Genomic DNA, 26,536 nt, shown 5'->3' with positions numbered 1-26,536 from the left:
CCGGGCAGCTCGTGTGATCGCCTACAAAGCGGCCTGGTCAGCCCGGGCGACAGATGACCGGGCGGCCCGACAATGATGGCTCGGGCCGCCGGTCGATCCACCCCTAGGCCACGCCCGCTGGCTCCGGCTCGGCGCGCGGCCCCTCGACCCGCCGCGCATCCCCATGCCCCGGCCACCAAGCCGCATGCCCGATCAGCGCCGTCACCGCAGGAACGAAGAACATCGACATCACGAACGCCGACAGCACGATCCCGATCGCCACCGCGAACCCCATCTGCTGCAGGAACGAGATCGGCGCCAGCATCAACACCCCGAACGTCCCCGCCAGAATCAACCCGGCCGCGGCAACCGTAGGCCCGGCATGTTCCACCCCGATGGCAGCAGCCTCATGCGGCTCGTGACCCTCCCGAGCCTCCTCCCGCAGCCGCGCGATCATCAGGATGTTGTAGTCCGTCCCGATCGCCACCACGAACAGATACAGGATGATCGGCAGCTGGAACGTCACCCCCGGCTTGTCCTGCAACCCCTGGAACAGATAGACCGTCGCTCCGAGCGTGGCCGCGAAGTTGAGCAGCACGGCAATCACCAGGTAGATCGGCGCGACCAGGCTCCGCAGCAGCAGCGCCAGGATCAACGCGATCAACCCGGCCGCGACGGGCAGGATCACCGACAGGTCCCGGTTGTTGGCCGAGTTGATGTCCGCGAAGATCGCCGTCGGCCCGCCCACCAGCGCCTTCGTACCGGTCGGGGCCGCAGCGTGCAGGGCGTCGCGCAGGTCGTCCCGGACCAGGGTGATCGCCTCGTTGGAGACCGGGTTCTCGTTCAGCAGCAGGTTGACCCGGGCGACGCTCGGGTCGGTACCGCGTTCGGTGGGCTGCACCCGGGCCACGCCGGGGGCGTCGGCCGCGGCGGCGGCGAAGCCGTTGACCTGCTGGTCGGTGAGCGGGCTGCCGTTGCCGGTGGTCAGGTAGACCTCGGTGGGGGCGAGCGCGCCGGCGGCGAAGCCGCGTTGCAGGTCCTTGGCGGCCTTCGCCGACTCGGTGTCCTGCGGGAAGCCGGCGCTGAAGTCGTAGTCCGCCTGGTAGCTGAGCGTACCGGCGGCCAGCGCCACGAGCAGGGCGCCGGAGGCGGCGGCGACCAGCGCGGGCCGGCGGCCGATGGCCGCGCCGAGCCGGCGGGCCATGGTGGCCTTCGGCGCCTTCTGCCAGGCCTTCGACGGCCAGAACACCCACCGGCCGAGCAGCGACACGATCGCCGGGATCAGGGTCAGCGAGGTGACCAGCATGACCGCCACCGCGATCGCCAGCGCCGGACCGAGCGAGCCGAAGAACCCCAGGGAGGCCAGCAGGAGTACGAGGAAAGCCACGATCACCGCGCCGGCTGCCGAGGTGATGACCTCGCCGACCCGCTCCACGGAGACGATCATGGCGGTGCGCTTGTCGTCGCCGGCGCGCAGCCGCTCCCGGTAGCGGAACAGCAGGAACAGGATGTAGTCGGTGCCGATACCGAACAGCACGATCAGCAGGATGGTCTGCAAATCCTGGCTGACGTTGAGGTCGAAGGCCTTGCCGGCGGCGGCGACCAGCCCGCTGGTGACCGCCATGACGACGCTGATCACCACGACGGGCAGCAGCGCGGCGATCGGGCTGCGGAAGATGATCAGGATCAGTCCGATGATCAGGATGATCGTGGCGACGCCGACGACGGCGAAGGCGCTGTTGAAGGTGTTCTCGTTGTCGACGAAGCTCGCCACGTCACCGGCCACCCCGGCGCTCAACCCGCTGCCGGACAGCGCCGGGCCGAGCGAGGACCGCAGGTCGCGTACGGCGTCCAGCAGCGCCGGGTCGTCCGGGGTCGGCGCGTCCAGGCCGACGGTGACCACCTGCACCGACTTGTCCGGCGCGACGGCCGGCGGGCCGGTCAGGTAGCCGCTGGTGTGCGCGATGTCCTTCGCCTTCAGCGTCTGGGCCAGCTCGCCGACCTTCGTCTGGTCGGCTTCGGTGAGCGGCTGCCCGTCGGCGCGCTTGACCACGATGCTCGCCGTGGCGGTGGCCTGCTGCGGGAACGCCTTCTTCGCCAGCTCGGTGGCCTGCACCGACTCGTACGACTTGGGGAGGAAGCTCTCCTGGTCGGCGGAGGTGATGTCCGACAGTGACGGTGCGGTGAAGACGATGGCGAGCGCGGCGAGCAGCCAGCCCGCGATCACCCACCACGCCCTGCGTACGACGAATCTGCCCAACCGCTCGAACATGGTTTCCCCCGTGTGTTCGCCTGCGCTCGACGGCCCGGGGCCCGACGCCTACCGGCTGCCCGGCCGTCACGATGACGGCAGCATTCCGCTACCCAGCGTGGATGCTACCGGTGGTGGGCAAATCCTTTTCGGACGGCGGGCGGCGTGCCGCCTGCTGTCTCGAAGCGCCGCGCCGACGTCAGCGGGTGACGGTGACCGGGACCGGCTGCCCCTGCTGCACCTCCAGCACGGCCCGCTCCCCCATCTCGCGGGCCAGCTCCACGGTCGCGATGCGCTCGGCCCCGATGTCCGGGCACGCCCCCTGGCGGCTGTGCGGGTGCGCGTGGACGATCACCGCCACCGCCGACACCGACTGGACCGCCTCGGCCGTGTAGTCCACCCCGCACGGCTCGCTGCCCGGCCCCGGAGCCCCGGTGAACGAGACGGTCAGCGTGCGGCCGCCGCGCTGGGTGGTCGCCTTCTCGATCCGCTGCACGCTGGGCGAATTCGGATCCCACGGCAGCGGCGGCACCTGGACCGTGGCAGCGGGGTCGACCGCCGCCCGGACCAGGCGTACGGCGGTGCCGGCGAGCGTGTACTCCCAGGCCGGGACGGTCGCGTCACCCCTGGTCGTCTCCACCTCCAGGGTGGTCAGCCGGGCGCCGGTGACCCGCAGCGGCGGGCAGCCGTCGCAGCGCGCCCCGTCGGCCCGGAACCCGGCCAGGGTGGCCTCGGCCCCGACCAGCGGCACGGTGTCCCGGGTGCCGTCGTTCCAGATCACGCTGCCCGTGGGGTGCGGTGGGGTCGGCAGGTCGGCGACGGGTGCGAACTCACCGGCGGCCAGCGAATTCTTGTTCCGCCCGTTCGCCAGCTCCCAGTCACCCAGCTGCTGCTGCGGTGGGCCGACGGGCACGAATCGCGGGCCGCCGCCGGAGCGCCGCACCGCTTGGTCGTACCGGTCCAGGACCGCGCGGGCCTGTTGCCGCAGTTGCTCGTCGCTCAGGTCGCCCCGAGCCGGAGCGGGTGAGCCCACGTCGGTGCCCGACTCGGTGTGACAGCCGGCGAGCAGCAGCAGAACGGTCGTCGCGAGCAGACAGCGCCTCATCCCCGTGCACCTCCACCCGTTCAGACGCACGCGGTACCGCGATCGGTTCCGGATGCAGCCGCACCGGGACCGTGACGGCTCACGGAGGTGATCGTGGTCGTAAGCGGTCGCGCCTGCCACCAGAGCATGGTGGCAGGCGGCGGCTGGGCTCAGCCGGCGGTGATGTCCTCGAACTCGGTGACCCGACGGACGTCGATCTCCACGTCCAGCCCGGTCTGGGCGAAGACGTCGGCGAACCGGCGGGCGATCTCCACCGCCTCCGCCTTGTCCCGCACGTCGACCAGCACGAACCCGGCGATGAGTTCCTTGGTCTCGGTGAACGGCCCGTCGGTGATGGTGGTCTTCTTGTCGGTGACCTTCACCCGGGCGGCGTTGTCGGTGCTGGGGCGCAGCCCCTCCCCGGCGAGCATCACCCCGGACTTGGTCACCTCCTCCATGAAGGGGCCGAGCAGCGCCAGGAACTCCGGGGTCGGCTGGTAGCTGCCGGGCACCGTCTCGTCCAGCTTGTGCATGATCATGAAGCGCATGGTGGGTGGTTCCTCTCGATCGGAAGTGGCCTTTCACCGACGCGTCGCACGGGCCGCCCCGGATCCGACATCCTCGCTCAAGATTTTTTCTGGGAACTTTCGGCGGCCCGGTCGAGCAGCAGTTTCCGGTCCCGTCCGTTGCCGGCCAGCCCCGCTGCCCGCTCGAACTCGGCCCGCGCCTCGTCGTGCCGGCCGAGCCGCGCCAGCAGGTCACCGAGCACGCTGGGCAGCAGGTGATAGTGCTCCAACGACGGCTCGTCCGCCAGCTCACGGGCCAGGGCCAGGCCGGCGGCCGGCCCGTCGGCCCGGGCCACGGCGACCGCCCGGTTCAGCTCGATCACCGGCGAGGGCACCAACGCCACCAGGTCCGCGTAGCGGGCCGCGATCCGCGGCCAGTCCGTCTCGGCGGGGGTACGCGCCCGCGCGTGGCAGGCCGCGATCTCGGCCTGCAAGGTGTACGGGCCGGGGTCGCCGAGGGTACGCGCCCGGTCCAGGGCGGCCAGCCCACGGCTGATCAGCAGCCGGTCCCAGCGGGCGCGGTCCTGGTCGTCGAGGAGGACCGGCTCGCCGTCCGGGCCGGTACGGGCGGGGATGCGGGACGCCTGGACCTGCAGCAGCGCGGCCAGCCCGTGCACCTCCGCCTCGTCGGGCATCAACCCCTGGAGCACCCGGGCCAGCCGCAGCGCCTCCCGGGTGAGCTCGGGGCGCATCCAGTCGTCGCCGGCGGTGGCCGCGTACCCCTCGTTGAAGATCAGGTAGATGACCTCCAGGACCGAGTCGACCCGCTCGGCCCGCTCGGACGCGGTGGGCACCTCGAACGGGATGTGGGCGGTGGCCAGGGTCTGCTTGGCGCGGGTGATCCGCTGCCCGATGGTGGACTCGGAGGTGAGGAAGGCGCGGGCGATCTCGCCGACGGTCAGGCCACCGAGCAGCCGCAGGGTGAGCGCGGCGCGGGCGATAGGGGACAGGATCGGGTGGCAGGCCACGAAGATCAGCCGCAGCAGGTCGTCGTCGATCCGCTCCTCGACGGCGGCGTCGAAGTCCACCGTGACCTGCTCGTCCAGGTCGCGGCCCAGCTCGGTGAGGGTGCGCTGCTGGGTCTGTTGGCGACGGATCAGGTCGATCGCCCGGCGCTTGCCGACGGTGGTCAGCCAGGCGCCCGGGTTTGCCGGCACCCCGTCGCGCGGCCACTGCTCCAGGGCGGCGACCAGCGCGTCCTGGGCCAACTCCTCGGCCAGCCCGACGTCGTGGACGAGGCCGGCGATGCCGGCAACCACCCGCCCGGACTCCATCCGCCACACCGTCTCCACGGTCCGCCGCGCCGCCTCGGTCTCCGCCACGCGCCCATGACAGCAGCCTGGTCCGACAACCGCCAGCACCGGGCGGAAGTGTCGTAGTCCGCTCGTAGGGTGGCCCGGTCACGACGGACCGCCGGGAGGCATCGTGCTCGACCACTTCTCTGTCCCGGTGCGCGACCTGCCGGTCGCCGCCGCCTTCTACGACGCCGTGCTCGCCCCGCTGGGCGGGCGGCGGATCATGGAGCCCGGCCCCATCGGGTACGGCGTCGACCGCCCCGACTTCTGGTTGGAGCCCGCCAGCCCGGACGCGACGCCCGTGCCGGCGCACGTCGCCTTCACCGCCCCCGACCGGGAAGCCGTGCACGCCTTCCACGACGCGGCGATCGCCGCCGGGGCGGAGGTCCTGCACGCCCCGAAGGTCTGGCCCGAATACCACCCGACCTACTACGGCACCTTCGTCCGCGACCCCGACGGCAACAACGTCGAGGCGGTCTGCCACCGCCCCCAGTAGACGACGGTGTTGATCATGAGGTTGGCGGCGATGTGGATCTCCATCAGTGCCGCCAACTTCATGATCGACGCGGGTCTCGGGGTCGGGTGTCCGGGGAAGGTCGGGGACGGGGCCGGATGTTTCTGGGGGCCGGGTGCCGGGAGGGTGAGGCAATGATCACCGACGATGCCCGGGTCGCCGGGCGCACCGCGTACCGCTGGTTGCGGCCGACCGCCGTGACTGCCGCCCTGCTGCTGCTCGCCTACGGGCTGCTGCGCCTGCTCGACGGCCTGGACGGCCACCGGGACAAGGACGGCTGGGCCTGGAACCTCGGCCACACCCTGTTCCTGCTCGGCGTCGTCCTCTTCGGAGTCCTCATGGTGGGGCTGCGCGGGGTGCTGCGGGACGGTTCGCGGCCACGGCGCATCCTCGCCGACGTGGCCACGGCGGCCGGGCTGGTCGGGGTGGTCGGCTTCGTCTGGGTGATCCTCGGAGACATCTTCGGCAGCTTCGCCGACGCGGTGGACACCCCGGACCTGGTGCTCTTCGGTGGGCCGCTGCTGTTCGAACTGGGGCTGCTCACCCTGCTGACGCTGGCCGCGACGGCCCGGCCCCGGCTGCTGCCGCCCTGGGCGCCCGCACTGGTGCTGGCCGGGTTCGTGGCGATCGCGGTGAACCTCGACCTGCTGCCGGTCGGGGCAGCGCTGGTCCTCGCCGGACTGGTGCCGTTCAACCCGCCGGCCAGGACCGGCGCAGCGCGGTGACGGCGGCCTCCAGGTCCGCGCCGAGCAGGCTCGCCTGTCGGGCGTACGCGGCGGCGTGCCGGTCCAGGGCCGGTCCGCCCTCCGGCGGCGGGACGTCGCGGGTGACCCGGGTACCGCCGCCGCGGCGGGAACGGACCAGCCCGGCGGCCTCCAACTCCCGGTACGCCCGCGCCACCGTGCCGACGGCCAGCCCCAGGTCACCGGCGAGCTGGCGCAGCGGCGGCAGCCGCTCCCCCAGCGGCAGCACGCCCGAGCCGATCAGGTCGACGAACTGCCGGCGCAACTGCTCGTACGGGGGCGTCGGGTCGTCGGCGTCCAGGCGCAGGGTCGGGGTCATCGCGCGACGGGTACGGCAGGCCGGGGGGTCGGGGCACCCGAGCGGAGCAGGGCGGTAACGCTCCAGGCGGCCAGCGCCAGCCAGCCCGGGACCAGCAGGAGCAGCAGCCAGGCGGCGGCCGTCCACCACAGGGGACGGCACGGGCTGGCCAGCAGGCCGGCGGAGGTGGTCAGCGAGACACCGATCAGCGGGACGGTGACCAGCAGTCCGCAGGCGCCGGTCACGGCGTACCCGGCGCGGCGGCGCTCGGCGTCGTCGCGTACCAGGTCACCGGCGTCGTCCACCGGGCGCGGGCGGCCGACGACGCGGCGCAGCGCCAGCCCGGCCAGCAGGACGCCGACGCCCAGCACCACGGCCAGCGGCAGGCTGTAGAAGGAGCCGGCCCACGGGCCGTGGCTGCCGGCGACCACCCCGCAGTCGTAGGCCAGGGAGCGGCCGGCGCGGCCCAGGTCGTCGGCGGAACCCGCGGCGGTGGTGGCCGCGAGCAGGACGGCCAGGCCGGCACCGGCGACCGCGACCGCCCGGGCCGGCCACCGGGGCAGGTAGTGCCGGACCTGGCGGGTCTCCAGGGCGGCCGTGCGGGCCGGGCCGGTGGGGCGGGCGGCGCGGCTCTCCCCCGCGACGACCCCGGCGAGTACGCAGAGGCCGAGCAGCGGCGCGGCGATCGCCGTACCCCGGCCCAGCGGGTCGGACCGCACGGCGACGGCGGCTGCGGCAACCCCGACGGCCAGGCCGCCCCACCGCCAACCCCGCACGGTCCGGCGGACCCGGGCGGGCGCGGGGTCGCCGGCGGCCGGTGTCCCGGTCAGCGCGGCGACGACGAGCGCGATCACGACGATCCCCAGTACCAGCGACAATGCCACAGGGCCACTCCTCTTGTATCAGCCGTTTGACACAAGCCAGCATGCGGCCAACCGGCGGCTTGTGTCAAACGGTTGATACAAGGTCGGCTGCGCATACGGTGCGAGGATGGAGCAGCGGATCAGCCTGATCACTCTCGGGGTCGCCGACGTCGCCCGCGCCCGGGCGTTCTACGAGCGGCTCGGCTGGCGCGGCCAGGAGGTCGAGGAGACCGTCTTCTTCCAGGCCGGCGGGCTGGCCGTCGTCCTGTGGGGACGCGACAAGCTGGCCGACGACGCCGGGGTGACCGACCGCGGCGACGACGGATTCGGCGGGCTGAGCCTCGCCCAGAACGTCCGCTCCCGCGAGGAGGTCGACGCGATCCTCGCCGACGCGGCGGCGGCCGGGGCCGCCCTGAGCCGGCCGCCCCGAGAGACCTTCTACGGCGGGTACGCGGGCTGCTTCACCGACCCCGACGGGCACGTCTGGGAGATCGCGCACAACCCCGGGTTCGCCCTGGCCGAGGACGGGACGCTGACCGTACCGGACTTCGGCGCCGGCTCCTGACCAAGACCGACCGACGTGCGCCGCGTTCAGCGGAGCGACCGGGGGCGACGCGTCCACCGACCGTCCGGCGGGCGGACGCACCACCGGCGGGGCTGCGTCAGCGCAGCGGATCGGCCGTGCCGCACGGCACGCCGGGCTTGCAGCGGCGCACCCGCGCGGCGGCCAGCCGCCCACCGACGGCCAGGCCGTAACGCTCCACCGCCGCCAGGCCGTACGTGCTGCAACTGGGGGTGAACCGGCAGCGGCCCGGCCACCGGTGCGACAGCCACCGTCGGTAGCCGAGGATGGCGGCCCGCCCGGCCCGGTCGGCACCGGCGCCCGGGTCACCCCGGCGGCCACCGACCCGAGGGTCAGCAGCGTGGAGAACAGGCCGAGGTCGCAGCAGTCCAGCACCTTCGGGTCGCACATCGGCAGCGGGTCGTCGCAGCACCCGTCGCGCTTGCGCTTACGGCGACGCCTGAGCTTGAGCATGCGGACCATGATGAACGACCCGCGCAAGCCGGAGCGCGTTGTCGGCAACGGGCTCCTGACCCACCGGAGGCGTTGCCAGGGGCCCGTGCCTACATCGTCACCGGGCGGCGGGCTCCCTGGTGTCGGGCGCAGACGCCGGGCCGGCCGCCGTTGAGGCTGTACTGGCCGTCGCGGCACTGCACCAGGTAACCCCTGCCCTGCCAGAATCCGGGCGCGCAGTCGAAGAAGTCGCACACCGCCCGGGCCGGCCGGCGGATCCTGTCCCCGCCGCAGAAGTCGTACCCGAAGGGGTTGCGGGGCGCGCCGCAGCGCCGCTCCGCCGTCGCGGACGGCGACGCCGACGGCCGGGGCTTGCGGGCGACCGGGCCGGCCGGGGCGAGCCGGGTCGGCGTGTGCGTGGGCGCCGGGGTCGCGGCCACCGCCACGTCCGTCTGCACCGGCGGCTCCGACTCCAGCAGCACCGCCGGCACGATCAGCGCGAACGCGGCGGCCACCGCGACGGTACGCCGGCCACCCGGTACCCGGGCCGAGAGCCGGGCCTGGGCCGGGGTGACGATCGACGGGCGCAACGGCTCCCGCTGGGCGTGCTCGGCGATCAGCTCGTCGAGCTGCGCGAGCACCGCGTGGCGCTGCTCGATCGCCTCGGCGAAGGCCAACGTCAGGGTGAACCGGAACTCGGCCGCGCCCGCCGCGGGCAGCAGCAGGCCGGAGGTGCCACGCCGGTCGAGGACCTGGATCAGGGTGACCGGCGCCGCCGGGTCGTGGGCGAGGCCGGTCATCTTCGCGTACGCCCAGTCGCGCCGGCCGCGACCGCCGGCCAGCATGAGCCGGCGGTTGGTGAGCACGGCGAGCCCGGCGTCGACCACCTTCAGCCCGTCCGGGCGCCGGCCGCGCAGCGGCGGCGGATCCGCCTCGACCCGCAGCTCGGGGGCGGGCAGCACGGCGGTGTGCCGCACCTCGACCAGTTGCGCCCCCGGCTGGGTCCAGAAGACCGTCTCGCCGGGGCCCAGCTCGACCGGAAGCCCGGTACCGGGCGTTCCGCTCAGTGCCGCCGCGGCGGCCCGCAGCCGGCGCAACTCCTCGTCGCGGCGGCGCCACGCTCGCTCGGCGTCGCGGAACGCGATCTGCCGCCGCTCGTTCTGCCGGTACGCCCACCGGTACCGCCAGGTGGAACCCGTCGTATCAGTCTCCGCCACGCCGACTCCTTCGCCGTGCGAACCACCAACCGGGGTGTCATCCGGATCAACGGTCGACGCGAGCGGGGCGGAGCCGGCGAAGCCGACGTTCTGCCCGAACGGCGGAGTAAGCGGCACGTTAGGGCGATGCGGGCGCGTCGATTCATGTTCCGGACGGCAAAAACCCAGTCCGAGCTGGGGAGATGCAGCACACCGTGCAGCACCGGTCAGCCGTGGGTAACGTCAGCCGCAGCCGGCGGCGACGAGGCTGCCGGCACCGCAGGCGAGGGGGCGTACCGGTGGCGGACACGGCGGTGGTAGTCGGCGTCGACATCGGCACCACCAGCACCAAATCCGTCGCCTACGACGCCTCCGGGCGGCAGCTCGCCTCCCACTCCGTCGGCTACCCGCTCGAGGAGCCGCACCCCGGGTACGCCGAGCAGGACCCTCAGCTGATCTACGACGCGGTGCTGGAGACGATCCGCGAGGTCGCCGCCCAGCTGCCCGGGCCGGTCGCCGGGCTGTCGTTCAGCACCGCCATGCACAGCCTGATCGGTCTGGCCGCCGACGGCACCCCACTGACCCGGTCGATCACCTGGGCCGACTCGCGGGCCAGCCGGCAGGCCGAACGGATGCGCGCGGTCCCGGCGGGGCTGGCGCTGCACCGGCGTACCGGCACCCCCGTGCACCCGATGTCGCCCATGGTCAAGCTGGTCTGGTTCGGCGAGCAGGAACCGCAGCTCTTCGAGCGGGTCGCGCACTGGGTCGGCATCAAGGACTACGTGCTGCTGCGGCTGACCGGGACGCTGGTCACCGACCACTCCGTCGCCTCCGCCACCGGCCTGATGGACATCCACAAGCTGGCCTGGGCCCCGGACGCGCTGCAACGCGCCGGGATCACCGAGGAGCAACTGCCCCGACTGGTCCCCACCACCACCGTGCTGCCCGGGCTGACCGCCGAGGCCGCCCAGGCCACCGGCCTGCCGGCCGGAACGAAGCTGGTGGTCGGAGCCGGCGACGGGCCGCTGGCCAACCTCGGCCTCGGCGCGGTCCACCCCGGCGTGGTGGCCTGCTCGATCGGCACCTCCGGCGCGATGCGGGTGGCCGTGGAACGGCCCGCCGTCGACCCGCTCGGCGGCGTCTTCTGCTACGCCCTCACCGCTGACCGCTGGGTGGTCGGCGGGGCGATCAACAACGGCGGCATCGTGCTCCAGTGGGCCGGCGACGCGCTCGCCCCCGAGCTGGGCGAGCACGCCGAGGAGGAGCTGCTCGCCACCGCCGCCAGGGCGCCCGTCGGCTCCGGCGGGCTGATCATGCTGCCGTACCTGCTCAGCGAGCGGGCGCCGCACTGGAGCGCGCTGCCCCGCGGCGCGTACGTCGGGCTGACCCACGGCCACCGGCGCGAGCACCTGGTCCGCGCCGCCCTGGAGGGGGTCTGCCAGCAGCTCGCCCTGGTCCTGCAGTCGGTGCGCTCCGCCGGCAACGAGGTCCGCGAGATCCGGGCCAGCGGCGGCTTCGCCCGCAGCCCGCTGTGGCGGCAGATCCTCGCCGACGCGCTCGGCATGCCGGTGAGCTTCCCCGCCGGCCACGAGGGCTCCAGTTTCGGGGCCGCCCTGCTGGGCATGCAGGCGCTCGGGCTGATCGAGTCCATCGACGTCGCCGCCGACCTGGTCAAGATCGACGAGACGGTACGCCCCGACCCGGGCGCCGCCGCCACGTACGCGGCCCTGCTGCCGCTCTTCTCCGAGTTGTACGACGCGCTCGTCCCCACGTTCGCGTCGCTGCGACGGCTGGCACCCAGCCTGCCGCCGGAACCCCCACCCACCGCACCGCCCATGTGACCGTCCACCGAAGGGCGTGATTGACCGTGACCCCTGTTCTCGCCGCACCGGCGGAACCACTCACGAACGCCGGAAACACCCAACTGATCATCGCGGCCCTGCTGGGCATCGCCGCGGTGGTGCTCCTCATCGCCTGGGGGAAGGTCCATCCCTTCCTGTCGCTGATCCTCGGCGCCGCTGTGCTCGGCGTCGTCGCCGGCGTCACGCCCGACAAGATCGTCACCTCGTTCAGCGGCGGGGTCGGCTCCACCGTCGGCGGCGTCGGCCTGCTGATCGCCCTCGGCGCCATGATCGGCGGCATGCTCGCCGAGTCCGGCGGGGCGGACAGCATCGTCGAACGGGTCGTCGCCCGGGTCTCCGGCGGCGCCCTGCCCTGGGCGATGGCCGGCGTGGCCGCGCTGATCGGCCTGCCGCTCTTCTTCGAGGTCGGCGTGGTCCTGCTGGTGCCGATCGTGCTGCTGGTCTCCCGCCGGGTCGACGTACCCCTGATGAAGATCGGCATCCCGGCGCTGGCCGGCCTGTCGGTGCTGCACGGCCTGGTGCCGCCGCACCCCGGCCCGCTGGTCGCCATCGACGCCCTCGGCGCCAACCTCGGCCAGACCCTCGCCCTGGGCCTGCTGGTAGCCATCCCCACGGTGATCATCGCCGGCCCGGTCTTCGGTAACTTCATCGCCCGGTACGTGCCGGCCACCGCGCCGGAGGCCCTGCTGCCCACCCGCCGGCCCCTCACCGTCGCCGGCCGGCGCACCGGCGGTGCAGCCGACGCCGGCCGCTCCACCTCCGTCGGTACGGCCGACGTCGGCCCGGCCACCGGCCGAGCGGCCGACACCCGGCCCACCACCCCCGGCCGCGGACCGGTCGACGACGACGGCGACCTGGTGACCTCCGACGACCTGGTCAACCCGGGCACCGGCCACCCCGGCGAGCCGATCGCCGAGGAGACCCGCCCCCGCCGCGCCCCCGCCCTCTGGGCCGCCGTGGTGACCGTGCTGCTGCCCGTGGTGCTGATGCTGCTGCGCGCCATCGGCGAGCTGACCCTCGCCGAGGACACCGGCGGCCGCAAGGCGCTGGACATCGTCGGCACGCCGATCGTGGCCCTGCTCGCCGGCGTCATCTTCGCGATGATCTTCCTGGGCTACCGGACCGGCTTCAGCCGTACCCAGGTCTCCGGTTTCCTCGGCGGCTCGCTGCCGGCCATCGCCGGCATCCTGCTGATCGTCGCCGCCGGTGGCGGTTTCAAGCAGGTCCTGGTCGACGCCGGCGTGGGCAACCTGGTCGCCGACGCGGCCAAGGACGCGAACCTGTCCCCGCTGCTGCTCGGCTGGCTGGTCGCGGTCGGCATCCGGGTCGCCACCGGCTCGGCCACCGTCGCCACCATCACCGCCGCCGGCATCGTCTCGCCTCTCGCGGCGACCCTGCAGGGCCCCGAGGTCGCCCTGCTGGCCCTGGCCGTCGGCTGCGGCTCGCTGTTCTTCTCGCACGTCAACGACGCCGGCTTCTGGCTGGTCAAGGAGTACTTCGGCCTGACCGTCGGGCAGACCATCAAGAGCTGGTCGGTGATGGAGACCATCATCTCGGTGGTCGGCTTCGCCGGCGTCATGCTGCTCGACCTGATCCTGTAGGGGTTTTCTCGTCGCGGCCAGGCCGCCGTCGCCCACTCGGGCGGCGGCGGCCTCGTCGTTCGGGAACCGTCAGGGGGCCTCGACGGCGGAGATCACGAAGCGGTGCACCTCCGCGCCGCGGATGGCCGCCGCCTGCTCGCCGCTCGGTCCGGCGCCCCGGAAGGCGAGCAGCTGCTCCTCGGACTCCCAGCGTTCGTAGACGTTGATCCGGGCCGGCTCGACCAGGTCCGGGCTGACCGCGAAGTCCACGCAGCCCGGCGCGGACCGGGCCGCCCGGATCACCTCCACGCACGAGGCCAGGTACGCGTCCCGGTCGGCCGGGTCGACGTAGAGGGTGCCGGCGACGATCAGCATGCGTCATCTCCCGTTCCTTCCGGCCCGCCAGACACCGGACGCACGCCCGCCAGACACCGGACGCACGCCCGTCGGGCTCGCCGACCCGCCCGTCGGGCCCCGCGACCCGCCCGGCCGGCGTCGGCGTCCCGGTGCCGGCTCTCGGCCGGCGCCGACAACACCGGCGCGGGCCCGGCCGGCACGGACAACACCGGCGCGGGTCCGGCCGACCGGCCGGCGGACATCTCCGCGAGGCTGATACCTCACAGGTATGAATATGCCCCAGAGGCATCACGCTCGTGGGGACATCGCCTTCCGCCGCGCGAGCCGGCCCGCGCGGGACATCACCTCCCGCTCGAGCCGGCCCCCGCGGGACATCGCCTCCCGCGCGGGGCCGGCCCGAGGGACATCGCCGCCAGAGCGCGCCGGCCGCCGCGGGGCGGGCCGCCGCGGGGCAGGCCGCCGGTCAGGCGCGGCTGATGGCGTTAGCGTGGATCGCCTCGGCCAGATAGGCCGCCATCCCCGGGTGGATCGTCTCGAAGTACCCGGTGAACCGCTCGTCGGCCACGTACATGTCGGCCAGGCAGACGTGCAGCTCGTACGGGCAGTCGTAGAACCAGCGGGTGATCAGCTGCCGGTGCTCCTCGGCCAGCGCCATCGCCTCCGCCGAGTCCGCCGCCACGCCCGAGGTCATCACCGCGACGAACCGCCGCCCCCAGTCCTCGTTCTCCGCCTTGTTCCGCAGCCAGTCGTCCTTGGAGTAGCGGGCCGTCCGCTCGGCCGACTGCCGGTACGCATCGGTGTCGCCCCAGCGCCGCTGCGCCTCCTCGGTGTGCTCGTCCGGGTCGAAGTCGCCGAAGACCTGGAACCGCTCCTCCGGGGTCAGCTGGATGTTCATCTTCCTCGCCTCCATCGCGAGTTCGATCGCGGCGACCATCTCCCGCAGCTTCCCGATCCGCCCGGTGAGCAGCTCGTGCTGCCGACGCAGGTGCGCCGCCGGGTCGGCGGCCGGGTCGTCGAGGATCGCCGCGATCTCGTCCAACGGGAACCCCAGCTCGCGGTAGTAGCGGATCAGCTGCAACCGCTCCAGGTCCGCGTCGTCGTAGCGGCGGTAGCCGGCCGGCGTACGCCCACCCGGCGACAACAAGCCGATCTCGTCGTAGTGGTGCAGCGTCCGCACCGTCACCCCGGCGGCCCGCGCCACCTGTCCCACCGTGTACGCCATGGTTCCCTCCCTTCCGCGATCCAGGCTGCCGCCTCCCGCGACGTGAGGGTCAAGCGCGCCACGGGCACGCGCCCACCGGTCCGTCGTCGTAGGCTCGCACAGGTGACTCCCGACCTTCGCGCCCACGACGAGACGGCGGTACGGGCGACCATGGCACTGGTCGACCGCGTACGCCCGGAGGACCTCGGCCGGCCCACACCCTGCGCCGGCTGGGACCTGGCCGCGCTGCTGGCGCACATGACCGCGCAGCACCGCGGGTTCGCCGCCTCGGCCGCCGGCCGGGGCACCTCCCTGGACGAGTGGCAGACCCGTCCACTCGGCGACGACCCCGCGACGGAGTACGCCGACGCCGCCGAGCAGGTCATCGCCGCCTTCGCCGCACCCGACGTGCCGGAGCGGACGTTCGCCCTCCCGGAATTCGGCGCGGAGGTACGGGTGCCGGGCCTGCGGGCCGTCAGCTTCCACTTCATCGACTACGTCGTGTACGGCTGGGACGTCGCCCGGTCACTCGACCTGCCGTTCACGCTGCCGGCGCAGCTGCTGCACGCCGCCGTTCCGGTCGCCGAGGCCATCCCGGACGGCAGCGGGCGGCTCGCGCCCGGCGCCGCCTTCGCCCCCCGCCTGCCCGCCCCCGACGAGCCCGACCCGCTGGCCCGGATCCTCGCGCTGGTCGGCCGCCCCCCGACCTGGCCGCGGTCCTGATCAGCGGGCCGAAGGCTCCGCCGGAGTGAGGGCGGTGAGCAGCTCGGCCAGGGCCACCGGACGGCCGTACCGCCAACCCTGGCCGTGCACGCAGCCGATCGCGGTGACCGCCGCGTGCTGCGCCTCGGTCTCCACCCCCTCGGCCACCACCGCCAGGTCGAACGCGCCGGCCAGTCGGGTCACCATCTCCACCGTCGCGTACGCCCGGGCGTCGTCGCCCAGCCGGGCCACGAACGACCGGTCGATCTTCAGCTCGGTCGCCGGGATGCGGTGCAGGTAGCTCAGCGACGAGTAGCCGGTGCCGAAGTCGTCGATGGCGATCCGGATGCCCAGCTCGCGGAGCTGGCCCAGCCGTTCCAGCACCGCGTCGCTCCCCTCGATCAGCGCCGACTCGGTCAGCTCCAGGGTGAGCGCGCGGGGGGCCAGCCCCGCCCCGGCGGTCGCCCCGGTGACCGTGGCGATCAGGTCGGGCCGGCGCAGGTGCGCGGCGGAGATGTTCACCGCGACCGTCGCTTCCGGGGCGCGCTCCCGCCACGCCCCCGCCGCCCGGCACGCCTCATGGATCACCCACCGGTCGATCGGCAGGATCAGCCCGGTCTCCTCGGCCAGCGGCAGGAACCGGGCCGGGGTCAGCGGCCCGAGCCGGGGATGCCGCCAGCGCACCAGCGCCTCGGCGCTGCGTACCGTGCCGGTGGCCAGGTCGACGATCGGCTGGTATTCGAGATACAGCTGCTTCTCGTCGACCGCCCGCCGCAGGTCGGCGATCAGCTCGGCCCGGGTCACCGCGGACTCGCGCAGCAGCGGCGTGCAGGTCCGGTACGCGGACTTGCCGGCGGCCTTGGCCGCGTACATGGCGATGTCGGCGTCGCGGAGCAGGTCCGTGTGGGAGGTGTGCTGCGGCCCGTACTCGGCGATGCCGATGCTGGCCGACGGGTGCACGCCGAGGTCCTCCTCGCCGGGCAGCGGTTCCAGCGCGGCGAGCAGCCGGTCGGCGAGGCGCTCGGGCGGCACCGACCGGCCCCCGTCGAGCAGCACCGCGAACTCGTCGCCACCCAGCCGGGCGATGGTGCCGGCGTCGCCGACCACACCGTGCATCCGTTCGGCGATGCTGGCCAGCAGCCGGTCACCGGCGGCGTGCCCGAACCGGTCGTTGACCTGCTTGAAGCCGTCCAGGTCGAGCAGCAGCACGGCGACCGGCGCCCGGGTGCGCAGCGCGCGGCGCAGCCGCCGGGTGAACATCAGCCGGTTCGGCAGGCCGGTGAGCTGGTCGGAGTAGGCCAGCCGGCGCAGCCGGGCGACCAGCCGCAGGTTCTCGTTGGCGGCCAGCCCCTGCCGGACGGCCAGGACGCCGAGCAGCGCCATCATGCCCACGAAGACCAGGTGCGGGGTCTGCCCGGTCGGGCGGCGGGACAGCAGCACCGCCACGATCGCGCCACCCACCGGCAGGTACGGCAGCGCCACCCGCCACCACGGCGGCAGCGGCGACTCGACGGTGTCGTCGGCGCCGTCGCAGGTCGGCGGCGGCGGGTAGCCGCTGGCGACCCCGACCAGCAGGTAGCTCAGCGGCCAGCACACGTCGATCGGGTGCCCGGGGGCGTACGTGCCGTGGGCGACCAGGGAGACGTACCCGGCGTCGGCGGCGGCCCGGATGGCCAGGCTGACCCCGATCACCGTCAGCGGCGCCCAGGTCCGCCGGGCCGGCCCGGCGACCGCCACCAGGATGGTCAGCTGCATCAGGTCGAGCATCGGATAGAGCAGTGCGAAGGTGCGCAGCGGATCGGTGAGGTCGGCGGCGGCGACGTCGCGGAAGACCACCACCCAGCCGATCGGGATCAGCGCCAGCCCGACGATCACCCCGTCGAGCACCGTCCGGGCCCGGCCGACGGCGCTGCGCGGCGCGGACAGCGAGCTGAGCAGCGCGGCGGTGCCGGTGACCAGGCCGAGGGTGAAGATGGCGCCGATCAGCGGGGTGTGCGGCAGGTCGTCGGCGCCGATCCGCTCGACGGTCCACACCGTACGACCGAGGGCGGCGAGGCCCATGGTGGCGGCGAGCAGCGACCAGAACCGGCGCAGCGCCGCCGGGTGCCGGCGGGCGGCGGCGACGCAGGCCACCGTGGACCAGGCCGCCACGGTGACCGCGCCCAGGTCGCTGGCCAGGGCGGCACCGGGCAGTTCGGTGAGCAACCAGACCAGTTCGACGAGTACGACGAGACCGGCGGCCAGCAGGCCCGCCCGCGCCACCCGGCTGATGGGCAGCGGCGCGACGGCGGCCACGGTCACGTCCTGGGGTTGCACAGCGATCGCTCCGGCTCCCTCTCCTGCGTGCACCCTCACGGCGAGGACCGGTCACGGACGGCGAACGCGGCAAGCGTAGCCACCGCTCCGGCGGGCCGCCAGGGCCGATCGACCGGGCCTGGCACCCGTCACGATGGGTCCACCGATCTACAACGGACGGTGGACGAGAGGCGGAACGTGGGCGGGGGCCCCGGCCGTCCGGGGCCCCCGCCGGGCGGTCAGGAGACGGTGAGGTTGTCGACGTAGACGGCGGAACCGCCGCTCGCGCCGCTGCCGGGGACGAACTGCACGCCGATCTCGCGGACGTCACCGAGGTTGGCCACCGCGCCCAGGTTGAGGGAGAGGTTGGCGCCCGAGGAGGTCACGGCGACCGAGCCGCCGTCGTACCACTGCCAGGAGCTGCCGGTCTTGACGTACAGCTTGGCCTGGCTGCCGGTGCCGAAGCTGCCCCACGGCGCGACCCGCGCGGTGGCCCGCAGGGTGGTCCTCCCGCTGAGGCTGGTGGTGGCGGTCTTCTTCAGGTACGCGGCCCCGGCGCCCAGGTTGACGTCGGACTTCAGCGAGTAGGAGCCCTGGGCGGCCCACTCGTTGACCTGCCACGGGCCGCCGGTGACGTTCGTGCCGGTCCAGCCGTCGGTGCCGGACTCGAAGCCGGCCAGCAGGGTGCCGCCGGACGGCGGCGGGGTGGTGGTGCCGCCGCCGGGTTCGGTGACGTTGCCCAGGTCGACCTCGCCGCGGTTGGCGATCCAGGAGTTGTTGAACAGCGTGCTCGCGCCGGAGTTGCGGGCCGGGCTCCAGCTGTCGTTCCAGGCCAGGAAGTACGACGTCTTCGGGTAGCTCTGCTGGAACGCGGTGACCCACCGGCCGTAGTCGAAGGAGCCGGCGGTGTCCGGGCCGATCTCGGCGAAGGCGAACGGCTTGCCCAGCCCGACCAGCTCCGAGTACGCGGACTGGATGCCGGCGACCTGCGGGTTGTCGTCGTAGGCGTCCATGCCGACGATGTCGGTGTAGGAGGCGCCCGGGTAGTAGGTGGTCCGGTTGCCCCGGCTGAAGTCGGCCGAGTAGACCCAGATCAGGTTGTCCAGCCCCTTGGTCTGGGTGAAGTACGTGTACATCTGCTGCCACACCTGCTTGAAGGTGTTCGGGTCGCGGTTGCCCCACCAGAACCAGTCGCCGTTGACCTCGTGGAACGGCCGGAACAGCACCGGCACGCCGGCGTTCTCCAGGTCCTGGAGGCCGGCGGCCATCTTGTCCTCCAGCCGCCGCCAGCGGGCGCCGGCAGCGGTGGACGGGTTGAGCAGGTCGGCGAAGTTGGTCATCGGGGTGTTCAGCCCGCCGCCGTTGGCGTTGGCCGGGCTGGGCGAGTGGACGCTGATGGTGACCAGGCCGCCGCTGCTCCACCAGGACTTCAGTGAGGAGTTGCAGGAGTAGTCGACCAGCGCGGTGATGTCGCTGTTGGTGGCCCAGCCGGAGCCGTAGTCGCAGCTGAGGATGGCCGGGTACTGCCCGGTGGCGGAGCGCAGCTCCTCGGTCTGGCTGAGCGAGAAGCCGCTGTTGCTGTAGCCGCCGAAGAAGCCGGAGGCGATCCGGTTGCTGCTGCGGTTGGGCAGGTGCGCCAGCCAGTTGAGCACGCTCCTGGTGGAGGCGGAGGCGTTGCCGTTGGCGGGGGAGACGGTGTGCGCGTCGGCGGGGCCGATCACGGTCAGGACGGAGGCGGCGGCCAGCGCGGTGGCGGCGGCGCTCAGCGCGAGGCGGACTCTGCTTCGCATGGTCACCTTTTCGTTCCGGGGGACGGGGTGGTGGCCTCCACTGAACTACTGAACCGTTTAAGTTTCAAGCATGTAAATATGTTGTTGCAACTACTCTGGGTCAAGGTCCTCGACGGTGGGCGGCGGACCGCCGTGCGTCCACGGCGTCTCCTCCGGCTCCGGGAACGCCCCGGCCGGCAGGAACGCGTCCGACAGGGTGGTCAGGCAGAGCCGCTCCCCCACCTCCGGCACGCTTCCCGGCGGCGCCGTCAACCCCCGCCCCATCCCGCCCGACAGCTCCAGCACCACCTCGGTCTTCCCCTCGGCCGGGGTCAGGAAGACCACCTTCGCCTTCTGCGCCGGCCGGACCGGTGAATACAGCGTCGCGCCCACCGGCACCAGCACCGGCTCGGCGGTCACCACCTGGATCCGGGGCCGCAGCACCGGCCGCTTCCCCGAGTCGTCCACCCGCGCCGGGTCGGCCAGCGTCACCTCGGCGACGAACGCCTCCCCGGCCAGCCGGTGCTCCGCTATGACGAGCGGATCGTCGTAGGCGCGCTGCACGGCGTACGAGGTGCCGGCCCGTTCCAGCCGGTGCAGCCGACGGGCCGCCGCCACCGCCCCGTCCCGGCGCGGCTGCGGGCCACCACCGGCGTCGACGTGCTCGGCGTACCCGGTGAACGCGTCCTTGTCGCCGTCCCAGCGCCCGGCCACCCGCGCCCCGGCCGGCAGGCCGGCCAGCAACCCCACGCCGCGCCACATCAGCTCCCAGGTGGGCGCGAGCTGGCCGCGCAGCACCCCCGCCAGCTCCGCGTACGCCGCCGCCCGCGCCACCTCGTCGTCCCCGGCGTCGGCGTACGCGTCCATCGCCGGGGCGAGCACCCGGTTGTCGAAGTCCGGGTCGGTCGCCGGGCCGGCCGGTGGGCACACCGCCGGATCCTCCGCCCGGGCGGCCGCCGCCGCCCCGGTCGATCCCGGCGGCGGGTCGATCCAGCCGAGCAGCGCGGGCAGGTGCAGGTCCTCCACCGCGCTCTGCCCGGTCGCCCAGTGCAGCGTCAACGCCTCCGTCATCGCCAGCAGCGCCGACGACCCCGGCTGCTCGGCCCGCTCGGCGAAGAAGGTCAGCCACCGGCCCAGCAGCGGCACCGCCGGGTGCACCGGATAGTCGCCATCTGCCCGCCGGAAGCGGCTGGAGCGGCCGAGCAGCCGCAGGAAGGTAACCCCGGCCGGGTTCGGCACCAGCAGCTGCGGCGCGTCCACGTGCCGGTAGCGGACGTCCCGGCCCCGGTCGATCGGCACCGCCTCGCTCACCCCGCGGAACGAGTCCAGGTACGGCAGCACCACCTCGGCCAGCTCCGCCACGAACCCGAAACGCTGGTCCCGGTTGCGGGGCTGCGGCACCACCAGCAGCCGCGCCTCGTCCGGCGCCGTGCCGACCAGCGCGGCCAGCGGCGCGTGCGCCTCACCGGCCATCGCCAGCGGCACCAGCACCAGCGGCCGGGCCGACAGGTGCACGTGCCGGACCGTGGCCACCGGCTGGGCCACCCCGGCGGCCAGCGCCTGCGCCTTGGCCAGCGCGCGCAGCGTACTCACCGCGGCGGTCCGATCCGGGCGGGCCCGGCGGGCGCGGGCGGCGTACTCACGCGGGGTCCCCGGCCAGGGCCTCGGCGCGCAGCCGGGCCGCGGCCCGCAGCAGCGCGGCGGCCTCCGCCCGCTCCGGCTGCGGGGCCCGCTCGCCGGCCGCCAGCGCCAGCGCCTCCGCCACGTCGGCGACCCCGCCGAGCGCCTCGCGCACCGGCCGGCCCATCGCCCCGGTCCGCGCCCGAGCCTCCTGGCGGCAGAAGTACGCCAGCTCGCAGGCGGCCAGGCACTCCGGCGCGTAGCGGGCCTCCACCGCGGACAGCGCCGCGGTCAGCGTCGCCGGGTCGGCCGTCGGGTCGGCGGTGAACCCGGCCGGCACCCGGGCCAGCAGGTCCTCGATTCGGTCCATCCGGTCCAGCTGGCGGCGCAGCACCAGCAGCTGCCGGCGCACGTCCACCAGGCTGGCCACCGGCTGGTTGGTGAAGTCGCGCGGGCAGACCAGCACCACCTCGTGCGACACCAGCTCCGGGTCGCGCCCCTGCCCGGCGAGCAGCTCGCGCAGCGCCAGCACGTAGACGGCGGCCTGGATCGCGGCGGCCGAGACCTTGGCCGGGTCGGCCTGGCCGTCGACCACCGGGAACGACTTGATCTCCACGACGTGGAACCGGCCGGCCAGCCGGGCGGCCACCAGGTCCGGCTCCAGGTGCACCCGCTGCCCGGCCACCGAGAGCCCCAACAGCGGATGGTCGAACAGCGCCGCGTCGTCCCCCGGCGCGGTCAGCGCCGCCCGGGACCGCTCGTGCCGGTCCGGCAGGTCCTCGGCGCCGCCCAGGTCAGTCCAGCTCGCCGCCGCCGGCACCGGTACGCCCAACCGCTCGGCCACCAGCCGCAGCAACTCGACCCCGCCGTCGGCCTTCACGCGCGCCTCGAAGGCGTTGCCCCGGGTGATGGCGAACCGGGACTGCCCGAAGCGGGCCGGGAAGCCGACCCGCTCGGCCAGCTTCGGCTTGTCCACCCCGGCGCCGTCGAGCACCGCCCGACGGGTGCAGCCCGGGTTGCCGGTCAGCGCGGCGATGGTCCGGGCGTTGTGCCGCTTCGGCGGCACGTCGCCGCGGATCTCGGCCAGGCGCTGCGCGGTGTTCGTCATGATCCGCCAGGATAGGCGCTTCCCGCCGCCTCGGCCCGCGGCAGGCCGCGCCGGGCCAGCAGGGCCGTCGCGACCGCGGCGGCCAGCGCCAGCCCGGCCATCACCCAGAGCACCGTACGCAGCCCGCCGGTGAAGCCGGGGTCGGCGAGCCGGCCACCGGTGGTGCTGGCCAGCACCGCGCCCACCACGGCGATGGCGACCGTCTCGCTGGCCAGCCGCGCCGTGTTGATCATCCCGGCGCCGGTGGCGGCCCGGGCCGGGGGGACGCTGCCGATCGCGATGGCGTCCAGCAGCCCGATGGACAGCCCCACCCCGCCCCCGATGGTCAGCAGCGGACCGGCCAGCGTGCCGGTGCTCGCGTGCGGGCCCAGCACGGTCGCCCAGGCCGCCCCGACGGCGACCAGCGCCACCGACACCACGGTGACCGTGGTGGCCTGCACCAGCCGGGTCAGCACCCCGGTGAGCAGCGGCAGCACCAGCGTCGGCGCGGTGAGCAGGATCAGCGTGGCTCCCGCCCGGCCGGGGCTCACCCCGACCACCGTCGTCAGGTACGACGGCAGGTAGACCAGCAGCGGCACCAGCACCGCGACGATGACGGCCGCCGCCAGGCAGATGCCGACGAACCGGGGGTTCGCCAACAGGGAAAGGTCGAACATCGGCTGGGCGCTGCGCCGCTCCACGCGGACGAAGGCCACCAGCAGCGCCACCGCGGCGACGAACGCCGCCACGATCACCGGCGCCGACCAGCCGTAGTCGGGGCCCTGCACGAACCCGAAGATGAGCAGCAGCAGCGCGGCGGTGAAGGTGACCGTGCCCGGCCAGTCCACCCGGCCCGCCCCGGGCTGGCGGGACTCCGGCAGCAGCGGCACCAGCACGACCAGCACCAGCGCGGCCACCAGGGCCGGGGCGGCGAAGACCGCCCGCCAGCCGAACGCCTCGATGAGCAGCCCGGCGATCGACGGGCCGAAGGCCAGGCCGGCGCCGATCGTGGTGCCGAAGACGCTGAAGGCGCGGGCCCGGGCCCGGCCGTGGAACGCCCCGGCGAGCAGCGCGGAGGCGCTCGTCGCGGCGGCCGCCGCCCCGACGCCGGACAGGGCGCGGGCCAGGTCCAGCAGGACGATGTCCTGGGCGGCCGAGGCGAGCAGGCCACCCCCGGCGAACAGGGCCAGGCCGACCGCGTACACCCGGCGCCGGCCGAACAGGTCGGCCAGCGCGCCGGTGGCGAGCATGAAGCTGGCGAAGGTGGCGTTGTAGCCGTTCACCACCCACTGCACGGCGGCGAGCCCGGCGTCCAGGTCGCGACCCACCTCCGGCAGGGCGACCGACGCGCCGGTCAGCGAGACCGGCAGCGCCAGCGTGGACAGCAGGACAGCGACCAGCACGACGGCCGGGTGATTGCGCACGATTCTCCCCGTTCGGACAACCGGCCCAGCCTAGTCCGCGCCGGTCAGCGGCCCGCCGAGCGGTTCCACGGGGAGCGCGGCGACGCGGCGCCCGCGTCGGGGCGGCCACGGCGCCGGTGCCGGCGGCCGGGCGTGCACGGCGGACGGGAGACGGTCTGCACCGGGGCCGGGGGCGGCTGGACCGGTTGCCGGCCGATCAGCCAGCAGAGGAAGCGGGCCACTTCTCAGCCGACCGGGAGGCGGTGCGCCTCGGACTTCGACAGGTCGTACTCGTTGCCGCAGAAGGTGCACTGCTGGGTGTAGCGGGTACGGATCGGGATCAGCGGGATGAAGAACAGGGTGAACTTCGTGGCCCGCCGGGTGATCACCTGCGCGGCGTTGTTGCCGCAGTTCGGGCAGACCCGGTGCGCGACGCCCGACCGGTCGACCTTGGTCCGCAGACCGAATATGAAGAACATCGCCCGCCAGTACCCAGCCAACCCTCGTTTTGCACCTGCCAATTTTGCTAGGCCCAGGGTGCCTGGTCAGCGCCGCTACAGACTTGAGAGCGTGGACGACTCAGTGCGGCCGGATCGGGCACGAGCGGGCGCTGCGCGAGCGAGGCCCGGAGGTCGCCGCCGGACCCGCCTCCCGCACCGCAACGTCAGGTCCCGCCGACCCGATCCACCTACGCTCTCAAGTCTGTAGCGGCCACCGACACCCCCGCCGACCCGGGCTGCTTCCGCGCCCCGCGCCCGCCGCCGGCGTGGTCGTTCCTGTGCGAACGCCGTGCGTCCCGGTAGGTTCGACGACATCCGTCGTCGCCCGGGGAGGTCGGCTGCCGTGTCGCACATCGAGACCATCACCGGTGAGCTGCGCGCCCTCGCGGCCGGGGTCGAGCGGGCACAGGGACTCGTCGGCGCCGCCGACAAGCAGGCCCAGGACGTCGCGCTGCGGGCCGCCGGTGCCGGGTTCGCCGCGGTCGCGGCCGGCGTGGTCCGGGTACGCGGGGCGATCGGCGAACTCCGGGGCGGCCTGGGCGCGCTCGCCACCTCCCTCGGCGAGGCGACCACCGTCACCGCCACCGTCCCGCACCAGGCCACCCCGCAGGAGACCATCGCCGGGCTGACCCCGGTCCGGCAGGCCGTCGACGCCGCTCGGCAGGCCACCGCCCGCAGCATCGCCCAGGTCGGCGAGGTGCAGCAGCTCGCCCGGGTGGTGCTGCAGGGCGGCCAGCCGGGGCCGATGCTGGCCGGGCTGGAGAGCGTCAAGCAGGTGCTGACGCTGGTGGTGCAGCGCACCGGCACCGCCGGTCGGGCCGTGGACGCCGCCGTCGCCGAGGCCCGCCAACTCGGTGCCACCACCGACTGACCGCAGAGAGTCGTCTGGCCGGCGCCCGGGACGCCCCAGCGTCAGGCCGGCGCCGCGGACGGCATCTCGACGGCGAGCCAGATCGGTCGCCAGTCGGCCATCTCGTGATAGCGGCGCAGCTCGGCCAGCCCGGCCACCGTTCCGGTCCACGCCGCGTACGGCGGGTTGCCCTCGTCGAAGCCGCTCTGCACGAAGGTCAGCTTCGTCTTCCCGTCGGACTCGGCCAGCTCCCAGGTCCCGACGCCGGTGGGTCCCCAGTCCACGGAGAGCTTGCGCCCCGGGTCCAGGTCGACGATCTTCGCGGCGTGGCCGGCCTCGAACCCGCCCATGGCGAACCGGCCGCCGACCCAGGGTTCGATGCCGATCGGGTAACCGAACCAGGCGCTGGCCTGTTCGGAATCGATCAACGACGTCCAGACCCGGTCCATCGGCGCGGCGATCAGCACCTCACCGCGCAGGTCGGCGGAGGTGAAGTCGGTACGCGGCAACAGCGCCCGCCCCTCCAGCCGGGCGGCGAGGTTGGCCAGCGACAGCGCCCACCAGGTGTGCAGGACCCCGCGGATGCTGCTGCCGTCGAAGGTCTCGGCGATGTTGAAGTGGCTCTGGGTGAGGGTGAGGACGGTGGCGTCCGACCCCTCGGGGGCCAGGGATATCTCGCTGGTGGTCTCCACCCCGTCAAGCAGCCAGGCGAACCGCAGGGTGTGCTCGTCGGCGTGCAGCAGTCGCTGGTGCGGCTTGTCGCCCTCGGGGGTGTAGCGGCCCCAGAACTCGTACCGGTGGGGCAGGTCGACCTCGGCGTGCTCGGTGAGCCAGACGCGCAGCTCGGCGGGGTCGGTCAGGGCGTGGCGGACGGCTTCGACGGGCGCGGCCAGGCGGACGCGCACGGTCAGCAGGTCACTCATCTGTATCGCCTTTCGGATAGCAGGCCACGGCGAGCTTGAAGGCGTCCCCCTCGGCGCCCCCGTAGCGGGTGAACAGGTCCTGCAGCGTGGACCGCAGGTCGTGCAGGAACTCCTGCCGGCGCTCGGCCGGCACCCGGATCTCGCCGGAGACCCCGATCGACGGCAGCTCCGGGGCCGTGCGGTCCAGGGCGGCGACGTCGGCCTGGACCTCCTCCATCAGGTCCAGCAGGTAGCCGAGGCTCAGCTCGTCGCTCGCCCGCCGCGCCCCGCCGATCCGGCCGACCAGTCGGGGCGAGAGCCAGTACGACCGGGCGACGGCGCGGTAGATGCCCTCGGTGATGCCACGCACCTGACGGGTGGTGACCTGCTCGGCCAGGCCGGCCGCCACCAGCTGCTTGACGTGGTAGTAGACCCGCTGCGGGGTCTGCTCCAGCCGGGCGGCGACCTCGGTGCAGGTGCGGGGTTCGGCGAGTTGCCGCAGCACCTCGATGCGCTGCGGCTTGAGCAGGGTTTCGGCCTGCTCGCGTTCTTCCAGGTACAGGACGTCTCTCATGGCAAAACCAGTTTGTACGTACAAAATCTG

General features: G+C 73.9%; 25 protein-coding genes. 7 read left to right on the top strand and 18 right to left on the bottom strand.

What is annotated here, in order from left to right; all coding sequences use genetic code 11:
* Nucleotides 1-103 precede the first annotated feature (103 nt).
* The 4 genes from GA0074704_RS08705 to GA0074704_RS08690 form a co-directional block, all read right to left on the bottom strand.
* Nucleotides 104-2,251 (bottom strand): MMPL family transporter, encoded by a 2,148-nt coding sequence (locus tag GA0074704_RS08705; protein ID WP_088970027.1) that lies wholly within the window; start codon nucleotides 2,249-2,251, stop codon nucleotides 104-106.
* Nucleotides 2,252-2,429: 178 nt separating this feature from the next.
* A complete protein-coding gene (locus tag GA0074704_RS08700) occupies nucleotides 2,430-3,335 on the bottom strand; it encodes a hypothetical protein (protein ID WP_088970026.1) in 906 nt (301 codons plus the stop codon).
* A gap of 149 nt (nucleotides 3,336-3,484) precedes the next feature.
* Nucleotides 3,485-3,853 (bottom strand): YciI family protein, encoded by a 369-nt coding sequence (locus tag GA0074704_RS08695; RefSeq protein WP_231926792.1) that lies wholly within the window; start codon nucleotides 3,851-3,853, stop codon nucleotides 3,485-3,487.
* Nucleotides 3,854-3,939: 86 nt separating this feature from the next.
* Nucleotides 3,940-5,154 carry an RNA polymerase sigma factor gene (locus GA0074704_RS08690; protein ID WP_088973548.1) on the bottom strand — a complete coding sequence of 405 codons (1,215 nt, stop codon included), beginning with the start codon at nucleotides 5,152-5,154 and terminating at the stop codon, nucleotides 3,940-3,942.
* A gap of 151 nt (nucleotides 5,155-5,305) precedes the next feature.
* Between GA0074704_RS08690 and GA0074704_RS08685 the strand changes: the two genes are divergently transcribed.
* Both GA0074704_RS08685 and GA0074704_RS08680 read left to right on the top strand, forming a co-directional pair.
* A complete protein-coding gene (locus tag GA0074704_RS08685; RefSeq protein ID WP_088970024.1) occupies nucleotides 5,306-5,671 on the top strand; it encodes a VOC family protein in 366 nt (121 codons plus the stop codon).
* Nucleotides 5,672-5,823: 152 nt separating this feature from the next.
* Nucleotides 5,824-6,414, top strand: a complete 591-nt coding sequence (locus GA0074704_RS08680; protein ID WP_088970023.1) for a hypothetical protein — start codon at nucleotides 5,824-5,826, stop codon at nucleotides 6,412-6,414.
* Here GA0074704_RS08680 and GA0074704_RS08675 read toward each other — a convergent pair.
* Entirely contained in the window at nucleotides 6,380-6,751 is a 372-nt protein-coding gene (locus GA0074704_RS08675; RefSeq protein WP_088970022.1) for a GntR family transcriptional regulator, read from the bottom strand. The genes GA0074704_RS08680 and GA0074704_RS08675 overlap by 35 nt on opposite strands.
* Nucleotides 6,748-7,614, bottom strand: a complete 867-nt coding sequence (locus tag GA0074704_RS08670) for a hypothetical protein (RefSeq protein WP_231926791.1) — start codon at nucleotides 7,612-7,614, stop codon at nucleotides 6,748-6,750. Before GA0074704_RS08670 ends, GA0074704_RS08675 begins: the two co-directional genes overlap by 4 nt.
* Before the next feature lie 106 nt (nucleotides 7,615-7,720).
* Here GA0074704_RS08670 and GA0074704_RS08665 point away from each other — a divergent pair, with 106 nt between their 5' ends.
* A complete protein-coding gene (locus tag GA0074704_RS08665; protein WP_088970021.1) occupies nucleotides 7,721-8,158 on the top strand; it encodes a VOC family protein in 438 nt (145 codons plus the stop codon).
* Nucleotides 8,159-8,255: 97 nt separating this feature from the next.
* Here GA0074704_RS08665 and yidD read toward each other — a convergent pair whose 3' ends face one another.
* Both yidD and GA0074704_RS08655 read right to left on the bottom strand, forming a co-directional pair.
* A complete protein-coding gene (gene yidD, locus GA0074704_RS29365; RefSeq protein WP_231926790.1) occupies nucleotides 8,256-8,564 on the bottom strand; it encodes a membrane protein insertion efficiency factor YidD in 309 nt (102 codons plus the stop codon).
* Between the two features lie 154 nt (nucleotides 8,565-8,718).
* Nucleotides 8,719-9,825 carry a hypothetical protein gene (locus GA0074704_RS08655; protein ID WP_088970020.1) on the bottom strand — a complete coding sequence of 369 codons (1,107 nt, stop codon included), beginning with the start codon at nucleotides 9,823-9,825 and terminating at the stop codon, nucleotides 8,719-8,721.
* A 278-nt stretch (nucleotides 9,826-10,103) separates the two neighbouring features.
* On the opposite strand from GA0074704_RS08655, the gene GA0074704_RS08650 reads away from it, so the two are divergent.
* Complete coding sequence (locus GA0074704_RS08650; RefSeq protein ID WP_088970019.1) at nucleotides 10,104-11,645, top strand: gluconokinase; 1,542 nt, start codon at nucleotides 10,104-10,106, stop codon at nucleotides 11,643-11,645.
* Between the two features lie 26 nt (nucleotides 11,646-11,671).
* Complete coding sequence (locus GA0074704_RS08645) at nucleotides 11,672-13,267, top strand: GntT/GntP/DsdX family permease (protein WP_088970018.1); 1,596 nt, start codon at nucleotides 11,672-11,674, stop codon at nucleotides 13,265-13,267.
* Between the two features lie 69 nt (nucleotides 13,268-13,336).
* On the opposite strand, the gene GA0074704_RS08640 is transcribed toward GA0074704_RS08645, so the two are convergent.
* Both GA0074704_RS08640 and GA0074704_RS08635 read right to left on the bottom strand, forming a co-directional pair.
* A complete protein-coding gene (locus GA0074704_RS08640) occupies nucleotides 13,337-13,621 on the bottom strand; it encodes a putative quinol monooxygenase (protein ID WP_088970017.1) in 285 nt (94 codons plus the stop codon).
* 445 nt (nucleotides 13,622-14,066) lie between these two features.
* Entirely contained in the window at nucleotides 14,067-14,825 is a 759-nt protein-coding gene (locus GA0074704_RS08635; RefSeq protein ID WP_088970016.1) for a MerR family transcriptional regulator, read from the bottom strand.
* Nucleotides 14,826-14,927: 102 nt separating this feature from the next.
* Between GA0074704_RS08635 and GA0074704_RS08630 the strand changes: the two genes are divergently transcribed.
* Nucleotides 14,928-15,527, top strand: coding sequence for a TIGR03086 family metal-binding protein (locus GA0074704_RS08630; RefSeq protein WP_088970015.1), 600 nt, complete (start codon nucleotides 14,928-14,930; stop codon nucleotides 15,525-15,527).
* Here GA0074704_RS08630 and GA0074704_RS08625 read toward each other — a convergent pair whose 3' ends face one another.
* The 6 genes from GA0074704_RS08625 to GA0074704_RS08600 form a co-directional block, all read right to left on the bottom strand.
* A complete protein-coding gene (locus GA0074704_RS08625; protein WP_231926789.1) occupies nucleotides 15,528-17,822 on the bottom strand; it encodes a putative bifunctional diguanylate cyclase/phosphodiesterase in 2,295 nt (764 codons plus the stop codon).
* 218 nt (nucleotides 17,823-18,040) lie between these two features.
* Nucleotides 18,041-19,591 carry a glycosyl hydrolase gene (locus GA0074704_RS08620; protein WP_088970014.1) on the bottom strand — a complete coding sequence of 517 codons (1,551 nt, stop codon included), beginning with the start codon at nucleotides 19,589-19,591 and terminating at the stop codon, nucleotides 18,041-18,043.
* A 90-nt stretch (nucleotides 19,592-19,681) separates the two neighbouring features.
* The gene (locus GA0074704_RS08615; protein ID WP_088970013.1) at nucleotides 19,682-21,163 is read right to left on the bottom strand and encodes a hypothetical protein; all 1,482 of its coding nucleotides are present in this window, start codon (nucleotides 21,161-21,163) and stop codon (nucleotides 19,682-19,684) included.
* A 46-nt stretch (nucleotides 21,164-21,209) separates the two neighbouring features.
* Nucleotides 21,210-22,298, bottom strand: a complete 1,089-nt coding sequence (locus tag GA0074704_RS08610; RefSeq protein WP_088970012.1) for a hypothetical protein — start codon at nucleotides 22,296-22,298, stop codon at nucleotides 21,210-21,212.
* Complete coding sequence (locus GA0074704_RS08605) at nucleotides 22,295-23,701, bottom strand: MFS transporter (RefSeq protein ID WP_088970011.1); 1,407 nt, start codon at nucleotides 23,699-23,701, stop codon at nucleotides 22,295-22,297. Before GA0074704_RS08605 ends, GA0074704_RS08610 begins: the two co-directional genes overlap by 4 nt.
* Before the next feature lie 224 nt (nucleotides 23,702-23,925).
* A complete protein-coding gene (locus GA0074704_RS08600; protein ID WP_088970010.1) occupies nucleotides 23,926-24,159 on the bottom strand; it encodes a zinc-ribbon domain-containing protein in 234 nt (77 codons plus the stop codon).
* A gap of 364 nt (nucleotides 24,160-24,523) precedes the next feature.
* Here GA0074704_RS08600 and GA0074704_RS08595 point away from each other — a divergent pair, with 364 nt between their 5' ends.
* On the top strand, nucleotides 24,524-25,051 hold the full coding sequence (locus GA0074704_RS08595; RefSeq protein ID WP_088970009.1) for a DUF6244 family protein: 528 nt from the start codon (nucleotides 24,524-24,526) through the stop codon (nucleotides 25,049-25,051).
* 41 nt (nucleotides 25,052-25,092) lie between these two features.
* Here the strand turns inward: GA0074704_RS08595 and GA0074704_RS08590 are convergent, their stop codons facing one another.
* Both GA0074704_RS08590 and GA0074704_RS08585 read right to left on the bottom strand, forming a co-directional pair.
* On the bottom strand, nucleotides 25,093-25,953 hold the full coding sequence (locus GA0074704_RS08590; protein ID WP_088970008.1) for an SRPBCC family protein: 861 nt from the start codon (nucleotides 25,951-25,953) through the stop codon (nucleotides 25,093-25,095).
* On the bottom strand, nucleotides 25,946-26,506 hold the full coding sequence (locus GA0074704_RS08585) for a winged helix-turn-helix domain-containing protein (RefSeq protein WP_088970007.1): 561 nt from the start codon (nucleotides 26,504-26,506) through the stop codon (nucleotides 25,946-25,948). The genes GA0074704_RS08590 and GA0074704_RS08585 overlap by 8 nt, the downstream gene beginning before the upstream one ends.
* Between the last annotated feature and the right edge of the window lie 30 nt (nucleotides 26,507-26,536).

The sequence above is a fragment of the Micromonospora siamensis genome (genome assembly GCF_900090305.1).
GTDB classification, from domain to species: Bacteria; Actinomycetota; Actinomycetes; order Mycobacteriales; family Micromonosporaceae; genus Micromonospora; species Micromonospora siamensis.
The sequence above is the reverse complement of the archived record's forward strand: the minus strand, read 5'-3'. Positions and strand labels throughout refer to the sequence as shown.

Bases quoted from the DNA above. Each gene is read 5' to 3' on its own strand.
- GA0074704_RS08600 (WP_088970010.1), bottom strand. From the start codon at position 24,159: ATGTTCTTCATATTCGGTCTGCGGACCAAGGTCGACCGGTCGGGCGTC.
- GA0074704_RS08705 (WP_088970027.1), bottom strand. From the start codon at position 2,251: ATGTTCGAGCGGTTGGGCAGATTCGTCGTACGCAGGGCGTGGTGGGTG.
- GA0074704_RS08620 (WP_088970014.1), bottom strand. From the start codon at position 19,591: ATGCGAAGCAGAGTCCGCCTCGCGCTGAGCGCCGCCGCCACCGCGCTG.
- GA0074704_RS08610 (WP_088970012.1), bottom strand. From the start codon at position 22,298: ATGACGAACACCGCGCAGCGCCTGGCCGAGATCCGCGGCGACGTGCCG.
- GA0074704_RS08585 (WP_088970007.1), bottom strand. From the start codon at position 26,506: ATGAGAGACGTCCTGTACCTGGAAGAACGCGAGCAGGCCGAAACCCTG.
- GA0074704_RS08675 (WP_088970022.1), bottom strand. From the start codon at position 6,751: ATGACCCCGACCCTGCGCCTGGACGCCGACGACCCGACGCCCCCGTAC.
- GA0074704_RS08665 (WP_088970021.1), top strand. From the start codon at position 7,721: ATGGAGCAGCGGATCAGCCTGATCACTCTCGGGGTCGCCGACGTCGCC.
- GA0074704_RS08700 (WP_088970026.1), bottom strand. From the start codon at position 3,335: ATGAGGCGCTGTCTGCTCGCGACGACCGTTCTGCTGCTGCTCGCCGGC.
- GA0074704_RS08680 (WP_088970023.1), top strand. From the start codon at position 5,824: ATGATCACCGACGATGCCCGGGTCGCCGGGCGCACCGCGTACCGCTGG.
- GA0074704_RS08695 (WP_231926792.1), bottom strand. From the start codon at position 3,853: ATGATCATGCACAAGCTGGACGAGACGGTGCCCGGCAGCTACCAGCCG.
- GA0074704_RS08690 (WP_088973548.1), bottom strand. From the start codon at position 5,154: ATGGAGTCCGGGCGGGTGGTTGCCGGCATCGCCGGCCTCGTCCACGAC.
- GA0074704_RS08640 (WP_088970017.1), bottom strand. From the start codon at position 13,621: ATGCTGATCGTCGCCGGCACCCTCTACGTCGACCCGGCCGACCGGGAC.
- GA0074704_RS08590 (WP_088970008.1), bottom strand. From the start codon at position 25,953: ATGAGTGACCTGCTGACCGTGCGCGTCCGCCTGGCCGCGCCCGTCGAA.
- GA0074704_RS08635 (WP_088970016.1), bottom strand. From the start codon at position 14,825: ATGGCGTACACGGTGGGACAGGTGGCGCGGGCCGCCGGGGTGACGGTG.